Raw genomic sequence first — 26,441 nt, forward strand, 5'->3', positions numbered from 1 at the left:
TATGGGGAAGTAATAGTTAAAACAGACGCATCTGAGACTCATGTTGCCCCCATGCATCCGGCACGCTAAACAAGTCAGTACGAAACCCCAACCGCTCGCCTGACATACCCAGCTTTTGGCAACTCAGTTTAAAACGATGTGCCAGCAAATCGGCAAACACGCCTTCGCCGCGCATACGCTGACCAAAGCCGCTTTGATAGGTTTTACCGCCATGGCTTTGTTTGATAATACTCATGACATGACTGGCCTTGAGCGGAAAATACTGCTGTAGCCAGCCCTCAAACAAATCACTTAATTCATGTGGCAACCGCAAAAACACATAGCCTGCTTTTGTGGCGCCAGCCTGGTGCGCTTGTTGCAGAATCTGCTCAATATCGCCGTCAGTTAACGCCGGAATCACCGGCGCGACCATCACGCCAGTCGGGATGCCTGCCTCGCTCAAGCGGCGCAGGGTTTCAAAGCGACGCTCAGGCGCCGCAGCACGTGGCTCTAAACGGCGTGCAATCTGTCTGTCCAGTGTGGTGATGCTGAGGTAAATACTAGCTAGGCCTTTAGCGGCCATCGGCGCAATCAGGTCTATATCGCGCTCAACTAATGACGACTTGGTGACCAGGCTAAACGGATGATTGGCTTCACTCAGCACCTGAATAATTTGTCGTGTCAGTTGGTATTCGCGTTCTATCGGTTGGTAGCTATCGGTATTCATGCCCAGCGCAATCGGTGCGCATTGATACTTGGCATGTGCCAGCTCTTTTTTAAGCAACTCAGCCGCATCTGCTTTCATTAATAAATGCGACTCAAAATCCAGCCCGGGGGACATGCCTAAGTAGGCATGCGTAGGCCGCGCGTAGCAGTAGATGCAGCCGTGCTCACAACCGCGATAATGGTTGAGGGTGCGGTCAAAAGGCAGGTCGGGCGACTGGATGTAATTGATGATGGTTTTAGCCGCATCCAGCATGACTTCAGTACGCAAGGCCGGGCTATCTTCGTCCAGACTGCCCCAGCCATCGTCTATGGCTTGCCGTGTATGCGGGTCAAAGCGGCTAACCTGATTGCTGCTAGCCGCCCGCCCCTTGTAAACTAGGGGCTTTTCTATTAAAGAGGGGAAAGCATCTCCCTCTTCTGCTACTTGCGTTCGGATATCCACTGACATGCCAGCGCGCTCCAGTACGGCAGCGACTGCAAGGCAAGCATAGATACCCATAACTGCGCATCCAGATTGCTAAATCCGCGCGCATACAGCATTGCTGAACCAGCCAGAATCAGCGACACCAGGATAAACAATTCTTCTTTAATCGGGTCTATCAGTTGCCAATTGCTGAGTTTGGCCTTGGTTTTGTTCGTTACCACAAACACCCCTGCCTTATGCGTCAGGCCATTGATGATGCCCTTGGCAATGGCGTGTGACAAGCCCAGGCTTGCCAGCGAGGCGCCAAAAATATCCAGCCAGCTGCAATGCATGGTTTTGCGGTATAACACCGGCCCCAACACAGCTTTGATCGCCAAAAAGCATAAAATCGGCACAATCATCACCACGACAGGCAAACTGAAATATTTAGGAAACGCCAGCATGGCAATGGTCCAGCCGATAGAACCAATCGTGAACACCAGTTGCAAGGCTTCACCAAACCAGCCAAACCAGCCGGTTAAAAAGTGATAGCGCTGGCTAAAGTTAAGCGATGATTTGCCTAGCAGGTTAGGCATATGGTGCTTGAGGATCTGCATCGCACCAAATGCCCAACGGCTACGCTGTGACTTGAGAGCTTTAAAGTTAGCGGGCGTCAGGCCACGACCAAAGGTCTCATCAATGTAGCGCAGCTCCATATTGTTTTCAAGCAAGCGCAACCCAAGCTCGGTATCTTCACAAATACACCACTCCGACCAGCCACCCAGGCTTTGCAACGAGTCACGTCGAATCAAGGTCATGGTGCCGTGCTGAATCAAGGCATTACGCTCATGGCGATGATGCATGCCAATACGGAAAAAACCTTCAAACTCCCAGTTACACATGCGCTGGAAAAAGTGATTTTCCCATTCACGGTGTGCCTGCGGTGCTTGCACCACCGCCACTTGTGACTCTTGAAAATGTGGCACGAGGTCAGACAGCCAATCGGTGGTCACCACATAATCAGCATCCACCACACCAACCACTTGCGCATCAGGATGTGTTTTATCCAGGGCAAAGTTTAAGGCACCAGCTTTAAACCCTGGCCAGGAGGGCAAGTGATAAAAATGGAAGTTATCCGGCATGGTCGCCATATACGCTTCCAGCGGCTTCCACTTGGCTTCATCTTTGGTATTGTTATCGACCACGATCACTTCGTAGCGTGTGTAGTTGAGCTTACGCAAGCTGTCGATCGTGGCGATCACCATTTCTGGCGGTTCGTTATAACAAGCCAGGTGAATAGAAACGAATAGCTCCTGATCGGCTGGCAGCGGCTGGGCACGTTTAAATAAACGGCGCCAGTCGGGTTTGAACATCACTTCACTAAACTCTGCGGCATATATCATCAGCACCATTGAGGTCAGCGCAATGCCCATAATCAGGCCAATCAGCACCACAAAGTCACGCAACGTATAGTAATAATCTCCCGGCAAGTTCCAGGCAATGGTCAAGGTCGTGATACAGGCCTGAAACAACACCGCCATCGACAACACGCCGCCTATGCCCCAATGCTTGAAACGCCAGGCAATTAACATGAGTGGAATAAAAGCCAATAAGCTTGACCAGCTTGCTTTGGCAATCCAGCGCGTATTTGGTGGCACCGCCCCTTGCAGCGAGTATTTCTGATGCCTGTCCGCGTTATACATGCCCCAATAAGCACCCGCCCAGCCTTCCAGCGCGACTTTCCATGGCTGGTCAAAAGCTTCCATTAAATAAAAATCGAGGTCTTCAATCGAATTGCGGGCCAGAAACTCACGGATAAATCGGGCCTGGTTGACTTCACTGGCAACAGACGCGCCAATCGCCGGGCCACGGCTAGGCCAGCCCACCTCGGTAATCACGATTTTTTTGCGTGGATACGCTTGCATCAACTGGTTGTAACGCTCTACGGTGTATTGCACGGCTTTTTCCACCGGCACACCTTCATGGTATGGCAGTAAATGCACGGCAATATAGTCTACGTGTTTGACTAACTCAGGATGCTTGAGCCAGACATGCCATGGCTCAGCTGTCGACACCGGCACATTGCTGTGCTCCCTGACAAAATCCAGGTAACCCATGAGTGACTGTACCGGTAAATCATTACGTAGTAAGGCCTCGTTACCCACAATCACGCGGTCGATATTGCTGTAGTTTTCCAGCTTTTCCAGCAAAGCAGAAATTTCACGCGTATTTTTCTGGTTGTCGGTATCAATCCAGGCGCCCGCAATCACGTTCATATTGCGTCTGGCGGCCAAGGGCACCACTTCATTTAAATCCAGCGATGAATACATACGGATATGGCGCGTATGTTTATGCATCAGGTCCAAATCTTGCGCCAGCTCAGCAGTACTTGGATGTTGCCCGTCCAGCGGGCTTTGGTTGCCACGGTAGCCAGAATAAGCAAAACCGTTGACAGCCGGTTTGACATTAATCAGCGGCAAAGCACGGTTGGCCAATGCCCACATCCCAAAATGCAGCGCCGAAAACAACATGGCAAAGGCCAAACCAGGCACCAGTTTTTTAAACCAGGAAACGATCACTTCTCACTCTTTCCATCATTTAATGATGTCATTATTTAAATTTTTATTGGCTTAACTGCACGCTTTTGGCTGGCAACACAAATAGCGCCAACCCACATGCCGCACACCACCACCAGGCCATCACATTACCTGGCTCGGTCATGGCCACCGCAATCGCCATATTGGCTGCAATTAATACCATCACCGCTGTCAACCAGATACCGATGGCATGTATCGCGGCTTGCGCCGCCTCACGCACAGGCGCTGTGATAATCGCAATCGTGATCATCACTAAAGGCAAACACACCAGTATGAGTGGAAAATCGAGATAACGCCCTTGAATCGCCAAGCCTGCACTGGTGAGCAAAAAAGCCAGCGCCAGCAATCGCAATAGCGATTGCTCAATGCAAGGTTTTGCCACCAAGCCCAGCCATGGCCTTAATTGCAACAAAACCAGAGCCCAGCCCAGTAATACCAGCCCACCCAACATGGCATACTCACCGCTATTACGGGCAGCCAGTTGCACATAACCCACCTGCAAATAAGCATGCAAGCCAACCACACCGCCAGTCAACGCCAGCAACACCATTTGGTTTACAGGCACGCGTTTATATTGCCCCCAAGCAGCCGCAGCCACAGCAAGCACCAAGGCCAGCACATAAGGTTTAAAGCCATCGGTACGTTCTGCCACCGGGCCTTGCAGATTAAATTTAGCTTGCAAATCTGTATTGAGTACACCCCAAAAACCGCCTACCGTGCCTTCAAGCTCACGCTTCCATGGCTGATCAACGGCTTCAATCACGTTATATTGCCAGTGGTTCACCTGGGCGGCCTGCAAAAACTCGCGCATGTAACGCGCCTGATTAATCGCACCGGGCTTGGACCAGAAACGCTGGCGCCCTTGTGATGGCCAGCCGGTTTCACCAATTAAAATCGGCTTTTTAAACACGGTGCCTAAATGGCCCATGACAGACGCCGTGTGTGCAACGGCCTGCTCAATGGCCACTGGTTTATCTTCCCAATAAGGCAAAATATGCACGGTCACAAAGTCAACGTCCTGCTCAAGTGTCGGGTGCTTTAGCCAAAACTCCCACACATCGGCATAGGTCACTGGCGCCTTGGTATTGGCTTTTGCCCATTGCAGATATTCATGCATTTTTGGCTCAGTTTGCTCGCCACGCAATAATACCTCGTTACCCACCACCAAGCCGCGCACAGTGTCAGGATATTGGTTTGCCTGCTGCACGGCCAATTGCAATTCGGCTTTATTCAGTGCATCTACCCAGCCAATCCAAACCCCCACAATGACCTTCATGCCCAGCTTTTGCGCCGCCTTAGGCACATAATCCAGCCCTTGACCCACAGAATAAGTGCGTACGCAACGTGTGACTTTAGACAGCGCTTGCAAGTCTTGCTCGATTTGTAGCGGATCAACAAAACTGTCTTTAATCGTGGGGTTCATGCCTGGCTTGTAATAAGGCGCGTAAGAAACGCATTGCAGCGGCAGTGCCTCTGCAGCCACTTCTACCAATGCCTGCGGCTGCTGCAAGCGCCAAACATAGAACATAGACCCAAGCAGGAACAGGGTCAGCCAGACAATCGGTGAAATTCGAGATAACAAACGCTGCAACATGATCCCCTGAAACGGAATTGCTTAAAAAATAGCTGGTATTCTCTCATAAATAGCCATTGCTTGCGCCCTGCATTTAAGCACTGCGCGGCACAAATAGTCCAAAAGAGACTTGGTAAAATGGGCAATTGGTCTTATGATGAAACGTATTCAAAAGTCTCGCTAAAAACACAGACTTTTAAACAATTTCACGCCAAAATAAACCATCTCAGAAGTCATATGAACGTTAAATCCTGCTTGACCACACTTGTGTTGCTTTCCTCTTTTTCAGCGCCCGCATTTGCTGCGCCTGTTGCCGCCCTTGATTACAGTGGCGAATATCTTTGCAAAGGCAACAACATCACAGTTGGTGACTATGAAGTAACGATTTATTTGAAAAAAAATCGTCGCAACAGCACTTCTCAAGTCTCAGTATATGACCTGGCGACCCACACAGAAAACAAGCAAAGCTACACCGGCCAAGCCATTACACGCGGCAAACAACTGGCCATGACCTTTAAACTGTCTGATGCCAAATATGCTGAGTTTTCCACTGGCATGGGCCAATTTAATAAAGTTGGCAAAACTGGCTGGACATTCAAAAACGATTACTACGAGCCAGACGACACCGGCGGCAACTATGGCCATGAAACCTGCACCATGAAGCCCGCCTCAGCCACCCATCCTGCTAACACCCCTGCCATCAGGCATTAGTGTGTATTGACAGCCCAAAAGTGAACTTGTTCTTTTGGTGATAAAATAGCAAAACTAATTGGAATATAAGGTTTTCATGAGTCAAATGGTTGAAATAGTGGTGCCGGACATCGGCAATTTTGACAGTGTCGATGTGATCGAAGTACTGGTGGCCGTGGGTGATACCATTGCCAAAGAAGACTCGTTGATCACGGTGGAGTCCGACAAAGCCTCCATGGACATCCCCTCGTCACATGCTGGCGTGGTTAAAGAACTCAAAATCGCTGTGGGCGATAAAATCGCCAAAGGCAGCCTGATTTTAGTGATTGAGCAGGCAGAAGCTGCCGCCACACCAGCCAAACCAGTTGCAGAGACCGCTGCCGCGGCCCCAGCCAGCGCCACTCAACCTGCCGCCCCTGTGGCAGCGCCCGCACCGGCTATTGCTACTGGCAACAATGATGTCAGCTGCCAGGTGATGGTGCTTGGTTCAGGCCCAGGTGGTTATACAGCCGCTTTCCGCGCTGCTGATCTTGGCTTAAAAGTGGTGCTGGTTGAGCGTTACCCTAGCCTGGGTGGTGTTTGCCTGAATGTAGGTTGCATCCCATCAAAAGCCTTGCTACATACTGCTAAAGTGCTGACAGAAGCCGAAGAAACAGAACACCACGGCGTAAGCTTTGGCAAGCCGAATATCGACCTCGATAAGCTGCGCAACTGGAAAGCCAACGACGTCGTCGGCAAACTGACTGGTGGCCTGGCACAAATGGCCAAGGCACGTGGCGTGACGGTGGTGAGCGGTGTCGGTAAATTGACTAGCGCTAACCAGATTGCAGTGACTGCAGCTGATGGTAAGGTCACCTTGGTCGGCTTTGAAAACGCTATTATTGCAGCCGGCTCACAAGCAACCAAATTTCCTGGCGCGCCAGATGACGCGCGCATTATGGACTCTACCGGCGCCCTGGCACTGGCAGACATCCCGCAAACCATGCTGGTGATTGGCGGCGGTATTATCGGTCTCGAAATGGGCACAGTCTACGATGCACTAGGCACCAAAGTCAGTGTGGTCGAGTTTATGGACGGCCTGATTCCAGGTGCAGACCGTGACTTGGTTCGCCCCTTGCAAAAACGCATGGAAAAACGCTTTGCAAGCATCATGGTCTCAACCAAGGTGTCTAAACTCGAAGCTAAAGCAGACGGCATCTATGTGGATTTTGAAGGCGCAAACGCCCCTAAAGAAACACAAAAATACGACCGCGTCCTGGTCTCTATTGGCCGCCGTCCAAATGGTAAAAACATAGGCGCAGAAAACGCAGGCGTGATTGTGGATGACCGTGGCTTTATTGCCGTCGACAAACAAATGCGTACCAACGTACCTAACATTTTCGCCATCGGCGACATTGTCGGCCAACCTATGCTGGCACACAAAGCGACACACGAAGCCAAAGTGGCCGCTGAAGTGATTGCGGGCCATAAGGTTGAGTTTGTGGCTAGCGTGATTCCATCCGTCGCCTATACTGACCCTGAAATTGCCTGGGTAGGCTTAACCGAGACTGACGCCAAAACCAAAGGCATCGAGATCGAAAAAGCCAGCTTCCCTTGGGCCGCCAGTGGCCGCGCGTTGTCTATCGCCCGCACAGAGGGGGCGACCAAACTGATTTTTGATAAAGATACGCATCGTGTGATTGGCGCGGGCATTGTCGGCATCAACGCAGGGGAGTTGTTGGCTGAAGCAGTATTGGCGATAGAGATGGGCGCTGATGCGCATGATCTGGGTTTGACTATTCACGCGCACCCCACACTGTCAGAAACCATTTGCTTCGCCGCAGAGCTTAAAGAAGGCACCATTACCGATATGATGCCGCCTAAAAAGCGCTCATAGCGGCTTAAACATTAAGTCTTATTGCTTTAAATTAGCACCAAATAAAAAGCCCGCAATTGCGGGCTTTTTATTTACACTTTGCAATTACTGACAAGGAATCTCTTTTAGTACTGAGTCAGGAAAATGTGAACGTGACTTTTGCAAACTGGTGAACTGCGGTGGTGTCACCTGTTGCAATTTAATCACGGCCTGGCCGCCGTTACGCGTGGCTTTAATCAACAATTTGACGCCTTTGCTTTTCAAGTCAGACATCAGTTTGTCGGCCAGCTTTTCATCACGAAACACGCCAAACGAAATTGCATTGCGCCATTTCGGGTCATCTTGCACAATAAAGAAATCCTCCACACCCAATTTACGCAACTCATCAGCCTTGGTTTGCGCGGCCTCTGCGGTGGCCAAAGGTGGTTTGTAAATCCAGTAGCGCACATTGTCCTGGCCTATGCTGGTCATATTGGTCTGGGTTTTAATATTCATCTGCTGCGCCAGGTTAGCGGCTTCGGTCACGCGCGCCATATTAAACCCGCTCCACTCGTAGCAGGCGGCTTGCACAGCGGCATGTGTTTCTGCCGGTTTGGCTGGCACGGGCTTTTCAACTGGCTTGTTGTCAGCTGGCTTAGTGTCAGCCACTTTGATCTCAGGCGCTTTGATCTCTGGTTTAGGCAAATTGGACGTCATCACAGGCGCACTACTTGCTGCCAGCTCTTCTGGTGGCGATACTGGCGCTGGTTCAGGGGTGGGCGCTGTTGCAGCGGTTCGTTTGGGGTAAGTCGCCAACGTTTGTGCGCTGAGTAGTTTTATTTGTTCGGGATGTAGCTCGGGCTTGAGGCTACTCACCGCTGACAAAGAGGCCTCATGCTTAAAGTAAGCAAACACCGCCACGTTGGCTAACAGCAATATCCAGAATAGTCTTTTCATTATTGTGTACTTTTCATTCGTCTGTATGTTCAGCCAGGCAGGCCAACCCCTTTAAAACCAGATTATCCACAATAATCGCCTGTGCCGCCAATGGGCCCGGCAAATATCTGTGCAATAGGGCTGCATCACCACCATTCAGTATCAACAAAGGCGGCGACTCAGCTATATTGAGCAAGCGCTCAAACTGTGCCGCAACAGACGCTGTCAACGCTTGCACACACCCCAGCCACATGGCTTGCTGGCTGTCTTGGGCAAATCCTTGCACGGCATCGCTTTCAACTGGATAAGCATAGTCAAGCTGTGCGGCACCTTGTTGCAAACTTTGCCACATCAAACGCACTCCTGGCTGTATGCTGCCGCCCGTAAAAGTCGCCGTAGTCTCTTTCGCCAACAAGGCATCCATGGTCATCGCCGTTCCCGCAGTGACTACCAGCGCCGATTGCCCAAACTGTTGCCACACTGCGAGCAAGCTGCACCAGCGGTCACTGCCTAGCTGCGATGGTTGGCGATAGCTATTTTGTAACCCCAATGCAGACGCGCCTGACTGAATCAGGCGCAAGCGCTGCGCAAGTGCTGGCAATGGCTGCAACCAATGCGCACCCGCCACATTGCTCAGGTAAATATGCTCTGCCTTTGCTAGCGCTTGTAAAAGGTCTTGTGCATCAGCATCGCCCTGCAACCATTGCTGGTTATTTAAAGTATGTACTTGCCATGCGGCGGCGTGATTAAGCTGTTCTGGGCACCACGCCCATTTGGTGCGCGTATTGCCCGCATCAATCAACAACTTCATGCCGCACTCCGCACGCTGATTTCACCGGCATTAAAACGTTGCTGCCCAGTTGCAGTTTCTACCAGCAAGCTGCCCTCCTCAGCCACGCCCAGCACTTTACCGGGAATGCTTTGCCCATTAGCTAACAATAAATTAACCGGCTGCTGATGAAACGCATGGTGAGTGGTCCATTCTGTTTGAAAATGGGCAAAGCCCTGCTCGGCAAACTGATTCAAATGCATGACAAGCTGACTGAGGCAACGGCCCAGCAATAGATTGGGGTCTAAAGGCTGTGCCGACAAGCTGTTCAAGCCCAGCACGGGTTGGTCAATATTCAAGCGCATTTCGGGCGCAATATCCAGGTTCAAGCCTATGCCAATCACCGCCGCACTGGGCCCTTCCATATCACCTTGCAGCTCAATCAAAATCCCGCCCAGTTTGTGCCATTGCCCCTGATGCTGCACCAGTAAATCATTCGGCCATTTTAATTGCACATCGGTTAAACCCAAGGTGTGCAACGCACGCACCAATGCCAGGCCAACCACCAAACTCAGGCCAGATAACCCTGCCGCGCCACACTGAAAGCGCCATAGCACTGAAAAGGTCAAGCTGCCGCCCAACTGTGATAGCCAGCTGCGACCACGGCGGCCACGCCCGGCGGTCTGGATATGTGCGGCAACGCAGGTGCCATGCGCCACGCCGCGCGCACTTTCCTGCATCAAATAACGGTTGGTCGAATCGACCTGCGCCAGCACTTGCACATGAAACCACGGCGCGTACTCGCCACAGGCGTGCACCACTGCATCGGCATCGAGCAAGGTCACCGCTTTGGGCAGGCGATAGCCACGCCCGCGCACCGAAAATACGGTAATGCCTAAGCTAGCGACCGATTGAATCGCGTTATACACCGTGGCCCGTGTCACGCCAAAGCGCTGCGCCAGCGTTTCACCAGAGTGAAACTTGCCGTCGGCCAATACCGCCAATATCGGGAATGCCAGTTTGTTCATCGAATGACTGTTTTAAGTGCATCAAGGTCGTTAATCATAGCCCGCAGTGTAGCATATCCGCTCTGCGCAGCCGGTCGATCAGCGCTTGAAACACCTTGCATTAAGCGTTTTGGGTCGCGTCATGAAGCGTGTAAAATACCCCTACTTTAGAAACCTCAAGAACTGCCATGTCGATAGAAAAAGAACCGATTCCAGCCGCCTCCAACTTTATCCGCGCCGTGATTGATAAAGACCTCGCCGAGCACAAATACGCAGCTAAAAAATGGGCTGGCTCGCCAGGCGATGCCGCCCACCAAGCCGCAGGCCAGGTAGACTTTGCCAAAATACGTACGCGCTTTCCGCCCGAACCTAACGGTTATTTGCACATCGGACATGCCAAATCGATCTTTTTAAACTTTGGCCTGGCGCGTGACTACAATGGCGTTTGCCATTTGCGCTTTGACGATACCAACCCGGAAAAAGAAAGCCAGGAATACGTAGATAGCATCTCTGACATGGTGCAATGGCTGGGCTTTGGCTGGGACAACGCCACGCCTAGCGGCAACAAAGAAACGAACTTGTACTTTGCATCAGACTATTTTGATGTGATGTACCAGGCGGCAGAAGCACTGATTACCAATGGTCATGCCTATGTTGATGAGCAAACCGCCGAAGAAGTGCGTATCAACCGTGGCACACTCACTGAGCCAGGCAAGGATTCGCCGTTCCGTAACCGTAGCGTTGAAGACAACTTGCGCATCTTCAGAGAAATGCTGGATGGTAAGCACCCGGATGGTAGCATGTTGCTACGCGCCAAAATTGATATGGCTTCACCTAACATCAATCTGCGTGACCCGGCTATTTACCGTATCCGCCGTGCGCATCACCACAATACCGGCGACCAATGGTGCATCTACCCAATGTACACCTTTGCCCACCCGATTGAAGATGCGCTGGAGCAAATCACCCACTCCATCTGCACGCTGGAGTTCGAAGATCAACGCCCGTTTTATGACTGGCTGATGGCGCGCCTGGTAGAAGCAGGTTTACTGGCTAACCCGGTGCCTTACCAATATGAATTCGCACGTTTGAACCTCACTTACGTGGTGCTCTCCAAACGCAAACTGATTCAACTGGTCGAAGAAAAACACGTCAGTGGCTGGGATGACCCGCGCCTGCCAACACTGGCCGGTGCACGTCGCCGTGGCTATACGCCAGAAGGCTTCAAGCTGTTTACTGACCGTATTGGCGTGTCTAAAGCCGACTCCTGGATTGATTACAGCATCCTCGAAGACTGCATGCGCGAAGTGCTCAACGAGTCTGCGCCACGCAAAATCGGCGTACTCGACCCGATTAAACTGGTGATTGATAACTATCCAACTGATTCTAATGGTAAGTCGCAGGAAGAAGATTGCTACGCCCCTAACCATCCGCAAAAGCCAGACCTGGGCAAACGCGTAGTCAAACTCTCCAAAGAGTTGTGGATAGAGCGCGAAGACTTTATGGAAGAGCCAAGCAAAGGCTACTTCCGCCTGTTCCCTGGCAACATGGTGCGCCTGCGCTATGGCTATGTAGTGAAATGCATAGGCTGCGAAAAAGACGCTGCGGGCAATATCACCACCGTGCATTGTGAATACCTGCCAGACACTAAATCCGGCACGCCAGGTTCAGATAGCGTTAAAGTCAAAGGCAACATTCATTGGGTGAGTGCCGCCCATGCTTATGAAGCTGAAATCCGCCTCTATGACCGCCTGTTTAAAGACGCGCATCCTGGTAGCGGCGATAAAGACTTTCTGGATGATATTAACCCGAATTCAGTGACCACCATCACCGCCCAACTCGAGCAAGGCGCGCAAGAAGCACAAGCAGGTGACATCTATCAGTTTGAACGCCATGGCTATTTTGTCGCTGACAGAAAAGACAGCGTGACTGGCAAACCGGTGTTTAATAGAACGGTGACCTTGAAGGATACTTGGCAGAAGTAAACAGAAGTGCCATGATGTAACTCACGCAATTAAAGTAGGAATAAACGATGAAAACATCAGACATTATTTCCGAATTGGCTAACCTGCCGGTGGATGAACGTGTGCTCATTGCCGATAGCCTGCTGCAAACACTCAACGCTACGCAACCAGAGATTGAGCAAGCTTGGTTGAAATTAGCTCAACAGCGTTTAACTGAGATCAGCGATGGAAGCGTGGAAACATTATCTGCTGAAGTTGTTTTTGCCGACATAGATAAACGCTTGGGCGCATGAAACTGCGCTTTCATCCAGAAGCAGTGTTGGAGCTTAGAGAAGCTATTTTTTATTATGAACATCGTCAAATTGGCTTAGGCAAACAGCTAAACCAGGAAATTAAATCTACCGTTGAATTAATTAAAGCGCACTCACAAGCGTGGATAATCATTGGGAATAACATTCGGCGTACCTTGGTGCGCCGTTTTCCTTATGGGGTTCTGTACACGGTGGAAAAAGATGAGATTCATATACTCGCCATCATGCATTTAAATCGTGAGCCGAACTACTGGAAAGATCGTTCATGAAGAATCAGCCTGAGGACATTGAAGATATTTTTAAGGGAATCGATGCTGCATTAAGACGAGCTGCCCAAACGGCAAGAAGACTTGCTGAACAAAATGGGACGCCTTATGTGGTACATGAAACTCAAAGAGATCATAAGTTGCATCAAAATAATAGTGAAAATAAACAGTAACATACGGCACACTGCACTTCATGGATATACTCTACACGAACCATCATTCACTCAATATCGAATATGCCTCAAGAAAATCACGATCACTATCAATATAACTGGATCTCTTTTTATAGAGAAACAGTAGAGTTTCTTTTTGAAGCCATAAAATTTTATGAAGGCCTTCTAGTAAAAGAGGATCAAGCGCTGAATGAAAACCCTCACCTAAAAGGCTTTTTAAATGAAGATCTAAAGCGTGAATTTGGTATTAGCACGAACCTCAATAAAGCAACACGAATTAAAGATTGGCTTGAAACGAAGCTCAATCAGAATGCAGGTAAATGGGATATAGATTTAGATATGTCTCATGGTACTGTGCGTTTATTGAAGTCTGTTGGATTCCTATATTTAGGCTTTCTCAAACAGCAAAGAAATGAAATATCAAAGGACCCTAACTGTAGCAACAACTTACTAGCCGCTTTGGATCGAGGAATTTCATCCCAAGAAGATAAACTTAATAATTATGGCATTTTTAAAAATGCATCACGAATACCATTAACCATTGATCAGACTGTGGTTGAAAAAGACACACCCGAAACAGCTAGCAATAATGATGCATCAATTTCAAAAAGCGAAAGACCCCGCCCCCAGGTAATTAACTCAATAGAGCTTTTGGATTCAGAGCTCAGAAAGCGTTGCCTAGATTTATTCAGTCAATTTGAAAAAGCAGGCGAGCCCGACCGGCATGATACGGTTATAGCGGAAGCAACGCGAATTCTTGAAGACCGACTGAGAAAGCTGACTCACACCAATGATAATGCCAATGCATTAAAACTTGTAACTCGTGCTTTTGACGAGAAAAATCCAATGATTAAAGCCAGTGCGATTCAAGGCGAGCAAGAAGGAGCTCAGCAGCTTTTTCGTGGTGTCTTTGGATATATTAGAAATCAGTATCAACACAAACTGATTAAAAATACATCTCCTGAGCGTACTCTTCAAGTCTTAGGAATGATTGACTTTCTAATTGGTATTATTGACTCATCAACGATTGAGAATTCGCAGATAATTAAAAACGCACAAGCAAAAGATTAAACTCTAACAACCTACTTTAAGCCGCTAATGGCTCAATCTTTGGTCTAGGCTGTTGCTCTGCCTGCCATAAGTCCCAATACATCTGATTTTTTAGCCACGACTCAGCACTGGTACTAGTCAATATAGATATGCGAATCGCCATTTCTGCGGTGAGGATAGCACGGGCATTAAGTAGCCGCGAAAGTTGAACTCGCGACACGCCCATACGTTTTGCTATTTCAGTAACCGAAACATCAGACGGTAAGAACTCACGCAACACTTCACCTGGATGTGCCGGGTTATGTATACGACTCATATTCACTCCTTAATGATAGTCCTGATAATCAACCAACTCCGCATTTTCAGCATCAAACCTGAAAGTGAGACGCCAGTTCTTGTCTACCCAAACAGCCCAATGATCAGCCAAATTTCCCTTGAGCACATGCAAACGCCAACCTGGAGCATCCATATCTTGTGGGCTGATTGCATTATCAAGGCGGGTTAACATGACTCTCAACCGTCCAGCATGGACTGCTTGAATACCGGCCTTTGAACCTGTTTCAAAAAACTGCTTCACCCCTTTATGCTTAAAGGAGAGTATCATACTTTGATTGTATCTTTACAAGATACAGAAAGTAAACCACTTCTTGTAAAATGACGGATATAACAAACATCGACATCGCAAAAGCCACTCGCCTCCTCAATCACGGCCCCACCACCCTGATTACCTCTGCCTATGCGGGCAAAACCAACATCATGGCGGCGGCCTGGGTCTGTGCACTGGACTTTAATCCACCAAAAGTCACGGTGGTGATTGATAGCAAAACCTATACGCGTGAACTGATGGAAGCCGCAGGCACGTTTGCGATTAACCTGCCTTGTGTGCAGCAAATTGAGATGGTGAAACAAGTGGGTAGTATCAGTGGCCGCGACTTAGCTGGCACCGACAAATTTGCCGAATATGGCATTGAGACGTTTGCGGCAAAGGCGATTAGTGCGCCATTGGTGAAAGGTTGCGTGGGTTGGCTGGAATGTAAAATCATCCCGGAGCCGCATACCCAGAACACTTATGATTTATTTATTGCTGAAGTGGTCGCTGCGCATGCAGATGAGCGCGTATTTAGTGATGGGCGTTGGCATTTCGAGGGTCATGATAATTTACGCACGATTCATCACATTGCGGGTGGTGTGTTTTATGCTACCGGGCAACAATGTTAACCCTTTAATCACGTTTTAATAGCCATTTAAAAGCCCTGCGAATCACTCGCAGGGCTTTTTATTTTAGGCATATTCCTACACAAAAAAACTAAACTTCCGACATACGAAGATGTCATGTTTATTAGATGATCTATACATGTTGGCTAGTGGCACCCTGCTCTTACTCCTGAAAACCATAAAAAAACACCAAGTAAAACCATCTACATCAGATTTTCTTTACACCACTAGCCACCTGTAAGCATTTGGCAATCGGCCACCCAATGCGCTGTATTGCCTTCCAGACCCTTATCAATAGTAGTAAGGAATATATGCGTGTACAACATCAACAAAAAACAGAGCCACTGTATGTGCTGCTGATTAGTGTCCATGGCTTGATACGTGGTGACGGGCTGGAACTCGGCGTCGATGCGGATACGGGTGGACAAATCACCTATGTGCTGGACCTGGCAAAAGCGCTGGCTGAACACCCGCACGTGGGCAAAGTGGATTTAATGACTCGCCTGATTGAAGACCCGCAAGTCGCGCCAGACTATGCGCAAACAGAAGAAAAATTAAGTGACAACGCGCGCATTATTCGCTTCCCTTGTGGCCCCAAGCGCTATATGCGTAAAGAAACACTGTGGCCGCACCTAGACCAAATGGTCGACCGTTGCCTGCATTATTTGCGCCAACAAGGCCGCTTGCCGGATGTGATTCACTCGCATTATGCTGATGCAGGCTATGTCGGGCGTCAGCTTTCGATGTTGTTAGGCATTCCGCAAATACACACTGGTCACTCGCTGGGTAAACCCAAACAAGAAAAGCTGCTTTCCAGTGGCCGAAAAGCGGCCAATATTGAAAAGCAGTTTAACTTTGAGCGGCGTATTGCCGAAGAAGAGGCGCTCATCCAACATGCCTCTATGATCGTCACCAGCACGCGGCAAGAGGTTGAGTTGCAATATGGTATGTATGCACACCCAGACCCTAAGCGTTTTCGCGTGATCCCGCCGGGCACAGACACCTCGCGTTTTTCGCCACCTGGCAGGCGGCCGCTATCTGAGAGCGTTGAGCAAAGTGTAGCCAAATTTTTAGTTAACCCTAAAAAACCGATGATCTTGTGTATCTGCCGCCCGGAAGTGCGCAAAAATATCAAAGGCCTGATTGCAGCCTATGGCAATAACCAGGATTTGCAACGGCGCGCCAACCTGGTGCTGGTAGCGGGCAGTCGCGACAACATCCGCGACCTGGAAAAGTCACAGGCAACGGTGCTTAATGACTTGCTGCTGGATATTGATCGCTACGACTTATGGGGCAAAGTCGCGATTCCTAAAAGCCATGCGCAGGAAGATGTACCCGAACTTTACCGCATGGCAGCAAAAAGCCGTGGCATGTTTATTAATGCGGCCTTTACCGAACCGTTTGGCCTCACCTTGCTGGAGGCTGCCGCCTGCGGCTTGCCGGTGATTGCGCCTGACGACGGTGGGCCGCGCGATATTCTGGCTAACTGCCACCACGGCTTGCTGGTCGATACGCTCAATAGCGAGGCCATAGGCGAGGCGTTATTGGGCGCACTCATCGACAAGCCACGCTGGCGAAAATGGGCCAAGAGTGGCGTATTGAATGTGAAGCGCCATTACACCTGGGCAGGCCATGTTAATAAATACGTTAAAGAAGTCCGTTCTTTATTACGCAAGCAACGTAAAAATTTGCGTAAGCAGCAAATCGCCCTGCATAGCGGAAAATCCCCGATACCATTGGCGCAACATGCGTTTATCACCGATATAGACAATACCTTGCTCGGTCAGCGCGACGGGCAAGAGGCGTTGGTGGAATGGTTAATCAACAATGTCGGCTATAGTATTTTTGGCATCGCCACCGGTCGCCCGCTCGACAGTGCTATCGACATTCTGCGCAAAAACCGCATCCCGATGCCTGATGTGTTGATTACCTCGGTTGGCTCAGAAATTCACTACGGCATACGCCGCACCCCCGATATTGGCTGGGCCAATCATATCCGCCATTTGTGGCGGCGCGAAGATGTGCTCAAGGCCATGCAGCAAATACCTGGCATCCGTTTGCAAGCGGCTGAAAATCAGCGCGAATTTAAAATCTCTTACCTGGTAGATGCGCAAACCATGCCCGCGGTAGACAACATCAGCCAGCATTTGCATGCGCTGGGCTTGCATGCGCAGATTATCTACTCGCATGGCGAGTTTCTCGACCTGCTACCGATACGCGCCTCTAAAGGGCATGCCATTCGCTATTTGTCGTATAAATGGGGGCTGCCGTTAGCGCGTTTTCTGGTCTCTGGCGACTCTGGCAACGACGTTGAAATGCTAGTTGGCGACACCATGGCGGTGGTGGTTGGCAACTATAGCGAAGACTTGTCGCACCTCAAAGGCGCGCCGCGCATCTATTTTGCCGAATCAAACTATGCCCACGGCATTTTAGAAGGCATGCAGCACTACAAATTTGGCGTCACACACGCGCAAAGCCAGGCACGCAATCAAGCCGTCACAGAGGGAGCCTGAATTATGTACGAGCAAATCTCGCATTCTTTACTGAATGACATATTGACGCAATTTAAACAGCCCAAAGGCGAAGACTGGCAACATTTTTATACGCGCCTGGGCGCTAATTTTTATGCCATTCACTCATTGTTTCAGCACTTATATGGCCAGCGCGATGACTTTAAAGCGCAACTGGCCAAACTGGTTAGCGTACTCTCACAGCAATATGCGCAACGCGCGACCCATTTAAAAGCCAAGGACTTAGAACGCGAAAAAAACCATGACTGGTTTATGCAGCAAAAATGGGTAGGCATGGCATTGTATTGCCAAGGCTTTGCCGACAACCTGGCCGATATGCGCGAAAAACTACCTTACCTACAAGAGTTAGGCATCAACCTGGTGCATATTTTGCCCATTTGTGACTGCCCAGAGCGGCAGAATGACGGCGGTTATGCCGTGCGTGACTTTAGAAAAATAGATGCGCGCAATGGCAACATGGCCGACCTCGAACAGTTGATTACCGCCATGCAGCAATCTGACATGCTGCTGACACTGGATGTGGTGGTTAACCATACCTCAGACGAACATGACTGGGCCAAGCAGGCCAAACTTGGTCATCAGCAATATCAGGATTACTACTATATGTATCCTGACCGCACCGTACCCGACCTGTTTGAAGCGGCCATGCCTGAGGTGTTTCCCGAACATGCGCCTGGCAGCTTTACGCTCAACGCCGAGACCGGCAAATGGGTGATGACGGTGTTCAACCAATATCAATGGGACCTCAACTACAGCAACCCGGCAGTATTGATTGAAATGGTGGACATCATTTTATTCTGGGCCAATAAAGGCGTGGATATTTTACGGCTGGATGCCGTGGCTTTTTTGTGGAAGAAAATAGGCAGTAGTTGCCAAAATGAACGCGAAGCGCACCTGATTTTGCAATTACTCAAAGACTGTTGCCAGGTCACCGCCCCCGGCGTGATTTTTATTGCCGAAGCGATTGTGGCACCGATTGAAATCATCAAATATTTTGGCGAAGATGCGATTAACGCCAAAGAGTGCGAAATTGCTTATAACGCCACGTTTATGGCCTTGCTATGGGATGCCGTGGCCACCAAGCAAACCGTGCTGCTGACCAAAGGCGTGGAAGACCTGCCAGAAAAACTGGACCGCGCCACCTGGTTAAACTATGTGCGCTGCCATGATGACATTGGCCTCGGCTTTAGCGACCAGGCCATTATTGCCGCCGGGTTTGAGCCCGTGTCACACCGTCGATTTTTAGTCGATTACTACACGGGTCACTATCCGGAATCGAACGCCAGAGGCTTTGCATTTGGGGTGAATAAAAGAACCGGTGATGCGAGAATCTCGGGGGCACTCGCCTCACTGGCAGGGCTGGAAACCGCCATGGCCAACCAGGACCAGCCGGCAATAGAGCAGGCGATCCTGACCATTGTGCTATTGCATAATCTCATCATGTCATTTGGTGGCATTCCGTTGCTGTACTATGGCGACGCAGTTGGCACCTTAAATAATGACAGTTACTTGCAAGATGAGAACAAAATGCATGATAACCGCTGGGTGCACCGGCCAACGCTAGACTGGACGGTCGTTGCGCGCAGAAACGAAGCGGGGACAGTGCAACAACGCCTGTTTAGCCAGATCAAACAACTGATCGCCATCCGCAAAGAAATTGCTGCTTTTGCCGATTTAAATAACCGTGAACTGGTCTCACTCGATAATCCGCACTTGTTTGCTTTTCACCGCTATGTGCAAACTGGCATGCACTCCAAAGTCGTGGTGATTGCTAATTTTGACACCACACCGCAACGTGCGCCGTTGCAGCCGTTCAGGCAAAAAGGTTTGTTTAAAACACCGGCATTAACTGAGTTATACAGCGGAAAAACGCTGGCTACTGATCAAGGCGGCATAGAGATTCCTCCCCTCACCGCTTACTGGTTATCCACTTAAATCACTTGAAAGGACGATGAAACACAATGGCTTGGCTGACTTATTTAGGTATCGAAAATCCGGCAGAAATGCTGGCACTGGTCAAAACGCTGCTGCGTATTTTTTTAATTATTGGGGTCGCGTACGTTTTAAATCGCCTGAGCAAAAAACTGATTGTAAAACTCAGGGATCAATTGAACGCAAGAAGCGCAGACAATATTGAAGAAATTAAGCGCCTGAATACCCTGAGTATGGTGCTGCGTTACATTGTCACCACGGTGATTCTGGCCATTACCATCGTAGAAATACTGCATGAGTTAGGCATCTCCATCGCGCCTGTGCTTGCTGCGGCAGGCGTGGTCGGCCTGGCGGTGGGGTTTGGTGCACAAAGCCTGGTTAAAGATTACTTTAACGGGTTTTTCTTGCTGCTCGAAAACCAGATTCGCAAAGACGACGTAGTGGAGATTGCCAATAAATCAGGCCTGGTGGAAGAAATCACCCTGCGCTATATCAAGATGCGCGACTATGAAGGCAATGTGCATTATGTGCCTAACGGCCAGATCACCACCGTGACCAATCGCTCACGCGATTTTGCCTATGCCGTGATGGATATCCGCGTTGGCTATGACGAAAATATCGCCAGGGTGATGCAGATCATGCACGAGGTGGGCGCCAGTATTTTGCAAGATGCGCACTTGCGAGACAAAGTGCTGGATAAACTGGATATTGCCGGCGTTGATAACCTGGCAGAGTCTGCGGTGATTATTCGCTGCCGCATGAAAGTGCGGCCCTTGGAGCAATGGACCATCAAGCGGGAATATTTAAAGCGAATTAAAAACGCATTCGATGCGCAGCAGATTGAAATTCCGTTCCCGCACCTCACCGTTTACCAAGGCCCAACAGCCGAACCGCTGGCTGCTTAATAAAAAAGCGGGCGTAATGCCCGCTTTTTTTATGACCGCCGACCCTGCCTTTTTTGCCTGTAACGGTAAACCAACAAAATAATGATCCCGGCCACATTCGGCCACCAGATATACCAATGAGACCAGGGAATACCATCAATTTTAAAATCTGAAATCGGCCAGAACATCGGTGTAGCAAAGTACTGCAGACTATGAAATGGAAAGTCTAGCGTGATATGAAATGGCCACGCCAGCATGGCAAAGGCGATATCTCTACGCCAAATGGCAATTAAACCGATCACAGCAAAGGCAATCACAAAACTGTGGCCAACGGTGTAGGCCGGGTAAATCCAGGCAGGTAATGTGGCCAGCGCTGGCTTGCCAAAGCTGTAATTGCCTTCTATCAGCCGCAGTAACAGCAAGGCACCAAAAGAAATCAGGTCGGGCATGGCCCCCATGAGCGCAGCAAATTTGGGGTATGTGGGTTGAGCATGCTTGCGAAAGCCAAACAGGCCGTAACCCCACAACGCGTGGCTAAAGGTGTCCATGCAATGCTCCTTAAAAAACTTAAGCGGCTAACTGACGAATCACCGCGGCAATCTGCTCGGCCTGGGCTTGTACCAAGGTTGGATTCAAGCCTTCTACCATCACACGAATTTTAGGCTCGGTGCCAGATGCGCGTAATAACACACGGCCCTCGCCGTTAAGCGCAGCTTCTGCCTGCGTGACCGCAGCCTGAACGGCAGTCTGGTTCAAATCCAGCTTTTGTTTAGTGGTCACGTTAATCAGCACTTGCGGATACAAGGTTAAATCTGCGCCCAGTTGCTGTAACGTTTTACCACTTTCGCGCAGTGATTGCAGTACTTGCAATGCCGCAATAATGGCATCACCACTGGTGTGTTTATCCAGCGTGAGAATATGGCCGGAATTCTCTCCGCCCAGCTTCCAGTTTTTGTCCTGTAATAACTCCAGCACATAACGGTCACCCACTTTGGCGCGGCCAAACGGAATCTGATGCTTTTGCAACGCATGCTCCAGTGCCAGATTAGTCATGAGCGTGCCAGCCACACCGCCTTTGAGTTTGCCTTTGGCATAGAGCCCCATGGCGATGATATATAGCAACTGGTCACCATCGAGCAGGTTACCCGCACCATCGACCATCATCACGCGATCGCCATCGCCGTCAAAGGCGATGCCGAGATCGGCCTGGTGCTCAAGCACAGCCTTTTGCAGTGCCTGCGGATGCGTAGAACCCATGCCTTCATTAATATTAAGGCCGTCTGGTTGATTACCGATGGCAATGACTTCTGCGCCCAACTCATGAAACACGGGGGGTGCCACGTGGTAAGTCGCACCATGCGCGCAATCGAGCACAATTTTCAGGCCGCGCAAGTCAAGGTGATTAGGAAAAGCACTCTTACAGAACTCCACATAGCGGCCAGCGGCATCATCCACCCGTTTGGCTTTACCCAATTGTGCCGACTCCATGACCTGCATAGGTTTGGCAAGCTCTGCTTCAATTGCATGCTCAATATCATCTGGCAACTTGGTGCCTTGCGCAGAGAAAAACTTGATGCCGTTATCGTAATACGGGTTATGTGACGCAGAAATCACAATACCAGCCTGCGCGCGTAAGGCACGTGTCAAATAAGCAACCGCCGGTGTCGGCATGGGGCCGGTGAGCAAAACATCCACGCCAGCAGCAGATAAACCCGCTTCTAACGAGGCTTCCAGCATATAGCCTGAAATACGGGTATCTTTACCGATAAGCACAGTTGGACGCTTACCGGCAGGCAAGTGCTCATGGCTGGCCAATACGCGCCCGGCCGCATAGCCTAGTTTCATGACAAACTCAGGCGTAATCACCGACTCACCAACACGGCCACGAATACCATCGGTGCCAAAATACTGTTTACTCATCGCTCTTAATCCTTCTCTTGCTTGTTTTTGTTTGTTTGCTTACTTCAACGCGCTAACCACTTTGAGTGCTTCGACTGTGGCTTTTACGTCATGCACACGCAGTAAATGCGCACCTTGCATGGCACTGATCACGGCCGCAGCCACACTGGCATACAAGCGAGCATCGACATCATTGCCCGTCATTTGCCCCAATACCGACTTGCGTGACAAACCGACCAATAGCGGGCAATTTAAATCCAGCAGCGCAGGCAAGGCTTTGGCCAACGCAATATTATGGGCACGGGTTTTACCAAAACCAAAGCCTGGGTCTAGCATGATACGCTCTTGTGCCACGCCAGCAGAGAGACAGGCATCGCGCTGCTCGCGTAAAAACTGTTTCACCTCTGCCACGACATCATCATAATGTGGCTCAATTTGCATGGTTTGCGGTGTGCCTTGCATATGCATAATGCATACGCCGACATCGCTATTGGCAACGGCTTGTAACGCACCCTCTTCTTGTAAGCCGCGTACATCGTTCACAATAGAGGCGCCCGCAGCAATGGCGGCACGCATCACTGCGGGTTTATAGGTGTCAATTGAAATAGGCACAGCAATATTGCGTGCGACCAATGCTTCAATCACCGGAATCACGCGCTGCAATTCTTCGGCTAACGGCACCGGCGGTGCATTCGGCCGCGTCGACTCGCCGCCAATATCAAGTACATCAGCGCCCTGCTCTATCAAGGCAAGTGCGTGGGCCACGGCGGCATCACGCCGATCAAATTGCCCACCATCCGAAAAAGAGTCTGGTGTGACATTGATAATCCCCATGACTTTAGGGGTCTCAAAGTCCAGCCTAAAACGTCCGCACTGAAACAGCATATGTGATTAAATGTCCAAAAAAACAAAGGCTGGCAAATGCCAGCCTTGTTATTTTAACTGAAACCCCGGTGACACAACACCCGGTGAATAATGCTAGGCATTCGTTTCAGTGTCGTCGCCCTTTGCCGCCGGTTGTGGCGTCGGATTGACCATGGTGCCAGTGCCACTACCGCCAGAACTGATCGTTGGTCCATTTTTTGGCTTGGGCGCACGCACCGGTAAACCAGCCATAATGTCATTGATCTGGTCAGCATCAATGGTTTCAAGTTCCATCAACGCCTTAGTCATCGCCTCGACCTTATCACGGTTGTCTTCCAGCAACTTGCGGGCAATGCCGTATTGCTCGTCGAGAATACGGCGGATTTCAGCATCAACCTTTTGCTGCGTAGCTTCAGACACGGTGCGGGACGACATGCTGCCCATCCAGGAATCTTGCTCGCTACCGGCATAAACCATGGTGCCCAAAGCGTCAGACATACCAAACTTAGTCACCATATCACGCGCCAGTTTAGTGGCACGTTCAAAGTCGTTAGAAGCGCCAGTTGACATTTGATGCATGAAAATCTCTTCGGCAATCCGGCCGCCAAACAGAATCGAAATATCTTCCAGCATTTTGTCCTTGTAGTTGCTGATACGGTCATGCTCAGGCAACTGCCAGGTTAAGCCCAAAGCCCAGCCACGTGGCATGATAGTCACTTTATGCACCGGATCCGCTTTTGGCAACAACTTGGCCACCACAGCGTGGCCAGACTCATGATAAGCCGTATTCAAGCGCTCTTCTTCACGCATGACCATAGACTTGCGCTCAGGGCCCATGAAAATCTTGTCTTTGGCATCTTCAAAGTCCTGCATATCAACAGTACGCTTGTTACGGCGTGCTGCAAACAAAGCTGCTTCGTTCACCAGGTTAGCCAGGTCAGCTCCACTAAAGCCTGGTGTACCACGCGCCAGAATATCTGCTCTGACATCTGGATCAATCGGCACTTTGCGCATATGCACATTTAAAATCTGCTCGCGGCCTTTAATATCTGGCAAACCGACCATCACCTGACGGTCAAAACGGCCAGGACGTAACAAGGCTTTATCCAGCACATCTGCACGGTTAGTTGCAGCAATCACAATCACGCCGGAGTTTGCTTCAAAGCCATCCATTTCAACCAGCATCTGGTTCAGCGTTTGCTCGCGCTCATCGTTACCACCGCCAGTGCCTGCGCCACGATGACGACCGACCGCATCAATCTCGTCGATAAACACGATACAAGGTGAGTTTTTCTTGGCAGTTTCAAACATGTCACGCACACGTGCAGCGCCCACGCCAACAAACATCTCGACAAAGTCAGACCCTGAGATACTAAAAAACGGCACTTTTGCCTCACCCGCAATCGCGCGTGCCAGCAAAGTTTTACCTGTCCCTGGTGGGCCGACCATCAACACACCACGTGGAATACGGCCACCCAATTTTTGAAACTTGCTTGGGTCTTTTAAAAACTCAACCAGCTCGGCCACTTCTTCTTTGGCTTCATCACAACCAGCGACATCGGCAAAGGTAGTGCTGTTGTTAGACTCGTCGAGTTGACGCGCTTTACTTTTGCCAAACGAAAATGGGCCACCGCCTTTGCCGCCGCCTTGCATCTGACGCATAAAAAACACCCAGACACCAATCAGCAAAATCATTGGGAACCAGGACACGAAAATGCTCATAAGCATGGATTCATGCTCTTCTGGCTTGGCTTCGACAATCACATTATTTTTCAGCAGGTCAGACACCAGCCATGGATCAGAAGGCGTGAAGGTATCGTAATTTTTACCTTCATTGGTCGTCACATGCAGTGAGCGGCCATCAATTTGCACTTTAGCAACGCGGCCATCTCTGACCTCTTGCATAAATTGTGAGTAAACCACTTGACCACTACTTCTGCCGGGACCGTTAAATTGATTAAATACCGTCATCAGCAACAGGGCGATCGCTACCCAAATCGCGATATTTTTCAATAGATTATTCAAGGTGGTTCCTTCATTTTAAAAATCGAAAGGCAGGGAAGTCCCTATCTGGAACTATGGAGGCAAAACCAAATTTTTCAAGCCTTTGCTGGCATTGTATACCCAATTTTTTGCTTGTGCGACGAAAACTAAACGCCAAAAAGCACTGCAATTCAAGCTTTACGCTGCAAGCCCAGCAAATAAACTTCACTACTGCGATCACGCGAGGCTTTAGGTTTACGTGTGACCACTTTTTCAAATTGGCCACGCATTTGCTTCACAATTTCGTCAAAACCGCTGCCGATAAATACTTTGACCACAAAATTACCCCCCGGTTTCAGCCATTGCTGACAAAAATCCAGCGCTAGCTCGGTGAGGTAGGTGGCCCCTGCCTGATCAACATCTTTAAGGCCACTCATATTGGGCGCCATATCAGCAATCACCAAATCAACCAATTTATGATTCAAACTGGTTTCAAGCTGTTTGAGCACGACTTCCTCACGAAAGTCACCACAAATAAACTCAACACCAGGGATAGGATGCATTTCCAGTATATCCAGTGCAATCACGCGCCCCTGCCCTTTAATGCGCTGCACAGCCACCTGTGACCAGCTCCCAGGCGTAGAGCCCAAGTCAACCACAGTCATGCCTGGCTTGATCAATTTATCTTTATCGTCGATTTCCAGCAGTTTGTAGGCCGCACGAGCACGATAACCGTCCTTTTGTGCACGCTTCACAAACTCGTCGTTCAAGTGTTCCTGCATCCAGGCTTTGCTGGTTTTAGTGGGTTTCATAGGGGGAATTCCTGCTTCATGCTAAAATGCTGTCTGTTTTCAA

At 49.9% G+C, this 26,441-nt stretch carries 24 protein-coding genes; 11 read left to right on the forward strand and 13 right to left on the reverse strand.

Annotated elements, in window-relative coordinates:
- Positions 1–16: 16 nt before the first annotated feature.
- The 3 genes from METH5_RS0100660 to METH5_RS0100670 all read right to left on the reverse strand — a co-directional run bounded on the left by METH5_RS0100660 (position 17) and on the right by METH5_RS0100670 (position 5,299).
- A complete protein-coding gene (locus METH5_RS0100660) occupies positions 17–1,153 on the reverse strand; it encodes a PA0069 family radical SAM protein (RefSeq protein ID WP_232410883.1) in 1,137 nt (378 codons plus the stop codon).
- Positions 1,126–3,639, reverse strand: coding sequence for a glycosyltransferase (locus tag METH5_RS0100665; RefSeq protein WP_051412982.1), 2,514 nt, complete (start codon positions 3,637–3,639; stop codon positions 1,126–1,128). Before METH5_RS0100665 ends, METH5_RS0100660 begins: the two co-directional genes overlap by 28 nt.
- Before the next feature lie 91 nt (positions 3,640–3,730).
- Entirely contained in the window at positions 3,731–5,299 is a 1,569-nt protein-coding gene (locus tag METH5_RS0100670) for a hypothetical protein (RefSeq protein ID WP_029146677.1), read from the reverse strand.
- Between the two features lie 216 nt (positions 5,300–5,515).
- Between METH5_RS0100670 and METH5_RS0100675 the strand changes: the two genes are divergently transcribed.
- Together METH5_RS0100675 and lpdA are read left to right on the forward strand one after the other, a co-directional pair.
- Positions 5,516–5,989 (forward strand): hypothetical protein, encoded by a 474-nt coding sequence (locus tag METH5_RS0100675; RefSeq protein ID WP_029146678.1) that lies wholly within the window; start codon positions 5,516–5,518, stop codon positions 5,987–5,989.
- Between the two features lie 76 nt (positions 5,990–6,065).
- Complete coding sequence (lpdA, locus tag METH5_RS0100680; RefSeq protein WP_029146679.1) at positions 6,066–7,844, forward strand: dihydrolipoyl dehydrogenase; 1,779 nt, start codon at positions 6,066–6,068, stop codon at positions 7,842–7,844.
- Positions 7,845–7,928: 84 nt separating this feature from the next.
- Here lpdA and METH5_RS0100685 read toward each other — a convergent pair whose 3' ends face one another.
- The 3 genes from METH5_RS0100685 to METH5_RS0100695 are packed head-to-tail and all read right to left on the reverse strand — an operon-like array spanning position 7,929 to position 10,535.
- Entirely contained in the window at positions 7,929–8,759 is an 831-nt protein-coding gene (locus METH5_RS0100685) for an SPOR domain-containing protein (RefSeq protein WP_029146680.1), read from the reverse strand.
- Positions 8,760–8,772: 13 nt separating this feature from the next.
- The gene (locus METH5_RS0100690) at positions 8,773–9,549 is read right to left on the reverse strand and encodes a type III pantothenate kinase (protein WP_029146681.1); all 777 of its coding nucleotides are present in this window, start codon (positions 9,547–9,549) and stop codon (positions 8,773–8,775) included.
- Positions 9,546–10,535, reverse strand: coding sequence for a biotin--[acetyl-CoA-carboxylase] ligase (locus METH5_RS0100695; RefSeq protein WP_029146682.1), 990 nt, complete (start codon positions 10,533–10,535; stop codon positions 9,546–9,548). The genes METH5_RS0100690 and METH5_RS0100695 overlap by 4 nt, the downstream gene beginning before the upstream one ends.
- 167 nt (positions 10,536–10,702) lie before the next feature.
- Here METH5_RS0100695 and METH5_RS0100700 point away from each other — a divergent pair, with 167 nt between their 5' ends.
- The 5 genes from METH5_RS0100700 (at position 10,703) to METH5_RS0100720 (ending at position 14,299) form a co-directional block, all read left to right on the forward strand.
- Complete coding sequence (locus METH5_RS0100700; RefSeq protein ID WP_029146683.1) at positions 10,703–12,499, forward strand: glutamine--tRNA ligase/YqeY domain fusion protein; 1,797 nt, start codon at positions 10,703–10,705, stop codon at positions 12,497–12,499.
- Positions 12,500–12,546: 47 nt separating this feature from the next.
- Positions 12,547–12,771 carry an addiction module protein gene (locus tag METH5_RS0100705; RefSeq protein WP_029146684.1) on the forward strand — a complete coding sequence of 75 codons (225 nt, stop codon included), beginning with the start codon at positions 12,547–12,549 and terminating at the stop codon, positions 12,769–12,771.
- Positions 12,768–13,058, forward strand: coding sequence for a type II toxin-antitoxin system RelE/ParE family toxin (locus tag METH5_RS0100710; RefSeq protein WP_029146685.1), 291 nt, complete (start codon positions 12,768–12,770; stop codon positions 13,056–13,058). The genes METH5_RS0100705 and METH5_RS0100710 overlap by 4 nt, the downstream gene beginning before the upstream one ends.
- Positions 13,055–13,228, forward strand: coding sequence for a hypothetical protein (locus METH5_RS15610; protein ID WP_157381494.1), 174 nt, complete (start codon positions 13,055–13,057; stop codon positions 13,226–13,228). Before METH5_RS0100710 ends, METH5_RS15610 begins: the two co-directional genes overlap by 4 nt.
- 63 nt (positions 13,229–13,291) lie before the next feature.
- The gene (locus tag METH5_RS0100720) at positions 13,292–14,299 is read left to right on the forward strand and encodes a TIGR02391 family protein (RefSeq protein ID WP_029146686.1); all 1,008 of its coding nucleotides are present in this window, start codon (positions 13,292–13,294) and stop codon (positions 14,297–14,299) included.
- Positions 14,300–14,315: 16 nt separating this feature from the next.
- Here the strand turns inward: METH5_RS0100720 and METH5_RS0100725 are convergent, their stop codons facing one another.
- Positions 14,316–14,594, reverse strand: a complete 279-nt coding sequence (locus METH5_RS0100725; protein WP_029146687.1) for a HigA family addiction module antitoxin — start codon at positions 14,592–14,594, stop codon at positions 14,316–14,318.
- Between the two features lie 9 nt (positions 14,595–14,603).
- Positions 14,604–14,882: a type II toxin-antitoxin system RelE/ParE family toxin gene (locus tag METH5_RS0100730; protein ID WP_029146688.1), complete on the reverse strand. Its 279-nt coding sequence runs from the start codon at positions 14,880–14,882 to the stop codon at positions 14,604–14,606.
- A gap of 50 nt (positions 14,883–14,932) precedes the next feature.
- On the opposite strand from METH5_RS0100730, the gene METH5_RS0100735 reads away from it, so the two are divergent.
- From METH5_RS0100735 to METH5_RS0100750, 4 genes are all read left to right on the forward strand, one after another.
- The gene (locus METH5_RS0100735) at positions 14,933–15,496 is read left to right on the forward strand and encodes a flavin reductase family protein (protein ID WP_051412794.1); all 564 of its coding nucleotides are present in this window, start codon (positions 14,933–14,935) and stop codon (positions 15,494–15,496) included.
- A gap of 308 nt (positions 15,497–15,804) precedes the next feature.
- Positions 15,805–18,006: an HAD-IIB family hydrolase gene (locus METH5_RS0100740; RefSeq protein WP_029146690.1), complete on the forward strand. Its 2,202-nt coding sequence runs from the start codon at positions 15,805–15,807 to the stop codon at positions 18,004–18,006.
- 3 nt (positions 18,007–18,009) lie between these two features.
- Positions 18,010–19,959 (forward strand): alpha-amylase family protein, encoded by a 1,950-nt coding sequence (locus tag METH5_RS0100745; RefSeq protein WP_029146691.1) that lies wholly within the window; start codon positions 18,010–18,012, stop codon positions 19,957–19,959.
- Positions 19,960–19,985: 26 nt separating this feature from the next.
- Positions 19,986–20,861, forward strand: a complete 876-nt coding sequence (locus tag METH5_RS0100750; RefSeq protein WP_029146692.1) for a mechanosensitive ion channel family protein — start codon at positions 19,986–19,988, stop codon at positions 20,859–20,861.
- A gap of 29 nt (positions 20,862–20,890) precedes the next feature.
- On the opposite strand, the gene METH5_RS0100755 is transcribed toward METH5_RS0100750, so the two are convergent.
- From METH5_RS0100755 to rlmE, 5 genes are all read right to left on the reverse strand, one after another.
- Entirely contained in the window at positions 20,891–21,388 is a 498-nt protein-coding gene (locus METH5_RS0100755) for a hypothetical protein (RefSeq protein ID WP_029146693.1), read from the reverse strand.
- Positions 21,389–21,407: 19 nt separating this feature from the next.
- Positions 21,408–22,760 (reverse strand): phosphoglucosamine mutase, encoded by a 1,353-nt coding sequence (gene glmM / locus METH5_RS0100760; protein WP_029146694.1) that lies wholly within the window; start codon positions 22,758–22,760, stop codon positions 21,408–21,410.
- A 39-nt stretch (positions 22,761–22,799) separates the two neighbouring features.
- Positions 22,800–23,624 (reverse strand): dihydropteroate synthase, encoded by an 825-nt coding sequence (folP, locus tag METH5_RS0100765; protein WP_029146695.1) that lies wholly within the window; start codon positions 23,622–23,624, stop codon positions 22,800–22,802.
- Between the two features lie 93 nt (positions 23,625–23,717).
- Positions 23,718–25,628, reverse strand: coding sequence for an ATP-dependent zinc metalloprotease FtsH (gene ftsH, locus METH5_RS0100770; RefSeq protein WP_029146696.1), 1,911 nt, complete (start codon positions 25,626–25,628; stop codon positions 23,718–23,720).
- A 149-nt stretch (positions 25,629–25,777) separates the two neighbouring features.
- Complete coding sequence (rlmE, locus tag METH5_RS0100775; protein WP_029146697.1) at positions 25,778–26,398, reverse strand: 23S rRNA (uridine(2552)-2'-O)-methyltransferase RlmE; 621 nt, start codon at positions 26,396–26,398, stop codon at positions 25,778–25,780.
- Positions 26,399–26,441: the final 43 nt, after the last annotated feature.

The sequence above is a fragment of the Methylophilus sp. 5 genome, from assembly GCF_000515275.1.
GTDB lineage: Bacteria > Pseudomonadota > Gammaproteobacteria > Burkholderiales > Methylophilaceae > Methylophilus.